The 2,847-nt window shown below is 51.0% G+C and carries 4 protein-coding genes; all 4 read left to right on the forward strand.

Annotated elements, in window-relative coordinates; translation table 11 throughout:
* The first annotated feature begins 160 nt into the window (after positions 1 to 160).
* Positions 161 to 556, forward strand: coding sequence for a replication initiator protein A (locus tag HMPREF1546_RS02050; RefSeq protein ID WP_021748278.1), 396 nt, complete (start codon positions 161 to 163; stop codon positions 554 to 556).
* A 182-nt stretch (positions 557 to 738) separates the two neighbouring features.
* Positions 739 to 1,683 carry a MobV family relaxase gene (mobV, locus tag HMPREF1546_RS02055; protein WP_021748277.1) on the forward strand — a complete coding sequence of 315 codons (945 nt, stop codon included), beginning with the start codon at positions 739 to 741 and terminating at the stop codon, positions 1,681 to 1,683.
* A complete protein-coding gene (locus HMPREF1546_RS02060; protein ID WP_021748276.1) occupies positions 1,667 to 1,882 on the forward strand; it encodes a hypothetical protein in 216 nt (71 codons plus the stop codon). The genes mobV and HMPREF1546_RS02060 overlap by 17 nt, the downstream gene beginning before the upstream one ends.
* Before the next feature lie 91 nt (positions 1,883 to 1,973).
* The coding region (locus HMPREF1546_RS02065; RefSeq protein ID WP_021751633.1) for a recombinase family protein at positions 1,974 to 2,847 on the forward strand (874 nt) is incomplete at its 3' end.

The following is a 2,847-nucleotide window of genomic DNA, read 5'->3' on the forward strand; positions in this document are numbered from 1 at the left end:
GCAGAAAACAGAAAGTGAACGGAAAAGGAGGTCTGCTGTGGACAGTTAGGAGCGGAAAAAGCCTTGATTTATCAGGCTTCGCAAGCCCCAAACTTGGGCGGGTGATATAAACTATCACAAGCCCCGGAAAATGGGCTTCTAACCGTCCACAAAACACGATATGACAAACACGATTTACATTCATCAGCCGGAAAAGGCGTTCAGTTTCACCCGGCTCCCGAATTTCCTCTTTGAAGCGCCTACATTCCAGCCCCTGTCCAACGAAGCGAAGGTACTGTATGCCTTTATCCTGCGGCGGGTGGAGTTGTCCCGGAAAAACGGGTGGGCGGACGAGTACGGGCGCATTTACCTGTACTATCCCATCTGTGAGGTGGTGGACTTGCTCCGCTGTGGTCGGCAGAAAGCGGTGAACACCCTGCGGGAGCTGCAATACGCCGGACTGGTGGAAATCCAGAAGCAAGGCTGTGGAAAACCCAACCGCATTTACCCAAAATCCTATGAAGCGGTTTCAAACACCGACTTCAAGAAATCCCGTTCTGGTACGCCGAAGGGCTGAAAACCGTACCCATGAAGTACGGAAATCACTCCCCGGAAGTACGAAAACCGGACGGTATATAGAAATACAAAGATAAAAAGATTGATTTACATTCTATCCATTCCAATCCTATCCGAGCTATTTTTTGCGGGATTTTCCCTGTGGAAAACCCCGGATAGGAAAGGAATGGGGAAAGGAGCAGAATGGCACAACACGCAATTTTGCGGTTTGAGAAGCACAAGGGCAACCCGGCAAGGCCGCTGGAAGCCCATCACGAACGGCAGAAAGACGAATACGCCAGCAACCCCGACATTGACACGGCAAAGAGTAAATACAACTTCCATATCGTCAAGCCGGAGGGCAGGTACTATCATTTTATTCAAAACCGTATCGAACAGGCCGGTTGCCGTACAAGGAAAGACAGCACCCGGTTTGTCGATACGCTCATTACCGCCAGCCCGGAGTTTTTCAAGAAGAAGTCGCCAAAGGAGATACAGGCGTTTTTCCAGAGGGCGGCGGACTTCCTCATCGGGCGGGTAGGCCGGGAAAATATCGTGTCGGCGGTAGTACACATGGACGAGAAAACGCCGCATCTGCATTTGACCTTTGTTCCGCTGACAAAAGACAACCGCCTGTGCGCTAAGGAGATTATCGGCAACCGGGCGAATTTGACGAAGTGGCAGGACGATTTTCACGCCTACATGGTGGAGAAATACCCGGATTTGGAGCGTGGGGAGAGCGCAAGCAGGACAGGCCGGAAGCATATCCCCACCCGGCTTTTCAAACAGGCGGTTTCCCTCTCCCGACAGGCCAGAGCCATTGAAGCCGCCCTTGACGGCATTAACCCGCTAAACGCCGGAAAGAAGAAAGAGGAAGCCCTCTCCATGCTGAAAAAGTGGTTTCCGCAGATGGAGAATTTCTCCGGGCAGCTGAAAAAGTACAAGGTCACAATCCATGACCTGTTGGCGGAAAATGAAAAGCTGGAAGCGAGGGCAAAGGCCAGCGAACAGGGCAAGATGAAAGATACGATGGAACGGGCGAAGCTGAAAAGCGAGCTGGACAATATGCAAAGGCTGGTTGACCGTATTCCCCCGGATATACTGGCGGAACTGAAACGGCAGCAGCGGCATTATGGAAAGGAAAGGTGATTTTATAAGTACCAGTATCAGATACAAAAAGGAAACAGAAGTCGTGACTTTTCAGGGCAGGGAAATCACTCTGGAAAACCTCTCCCCGGTGTTCACGCCGGAGCAGGAAGCGGCCAAACGCCGGGAACTGGAGCAGCAGCTTTATGAGGTGTTCCGTAAATATGCCGATAAGCGGCAGAAGGAGGAAGCCGGGGCATAATTCCCGAAGCCACCATTGATTTGCGGGGCTGCTGGCGGTATAATAAAACTGTCAGCAGCTCCGTTTCTTTTTTAAGAAAAGGAGCGACAAAATGAATAACAGGATAGACGCGATCTATGCAAGGCAATCGGTAGACAAAAAGGACAGCATTTCCATTGAAAGCCAGATTGAGTTTTGCAAATACGAATTGAAAGGCGGAAACTGCAAGGAATACACAGACAAAGGGTACAGCGGCAAGAACACAGACCGCTCGAAATTTCAGGAACTGGTGCGGGACATTAAGCGGGGCCTGATTGCAAAGGTCATTGTTTACAAACTTGACCGTATCAGCCGTTCCATTCTGGATTTCGCAAATATGATGGAACTGTTCCAGCAGTACAATGTGGAGTTTGTGTCCTCTACAGAAAAGTTTGATACCTCCACCCCGATGGGGCGGGCTATGCTGAATATCTGTATCGTGTTCGCCCAGCTTGAACGGGAAACGATACAGAAGCGGGTGACGGACGCTTACTACTCCCGCAGCCAGCGGGGCTTTAAGATGGGCGGAAAAGCCCCTTACGGATTCCATACAGAGCCAATCAAAATGGACGGTATCAAAACAAAGAAGCTGGTGGTAAACCCGGACGAAGCGGCAAATATCCGGCTGATATTTGAGATGTACGCCCAGCCCACAACCTCTTACGGGGACATCACCCGGTACTTTGCCGAACAGGGGATTTTGTTCCACAGCAGGGAACTGATACACCCCACGCTGGCGCAAATGCTCCGCAATCCCGTCTATGTTCAGGCAGACCTTGATGTGTACGAATTTTTCAAAAGTCAGGGGACGGTCATTGTCAATGACGCCGCCGACTTTACGGGACTGAACGGGTGCTATCTGTATCAGGGGCGGGATGTGAAGCCCAGCAAGAAAAGCGATTTGAAAGACCATATGCTGGTGCTGGCTCCCCATGAGGGCATTGTCC

The organism is Oscillibacter sp. KLE 1745, assembly GCF_000469445.2.
Classification (GTDB): domain Bacteria; phylum Bacillota; class Clostridia; order Oscillospirales; family Oscillospiraceae; genus Oscillibacter; species Oscillibacter welbionis.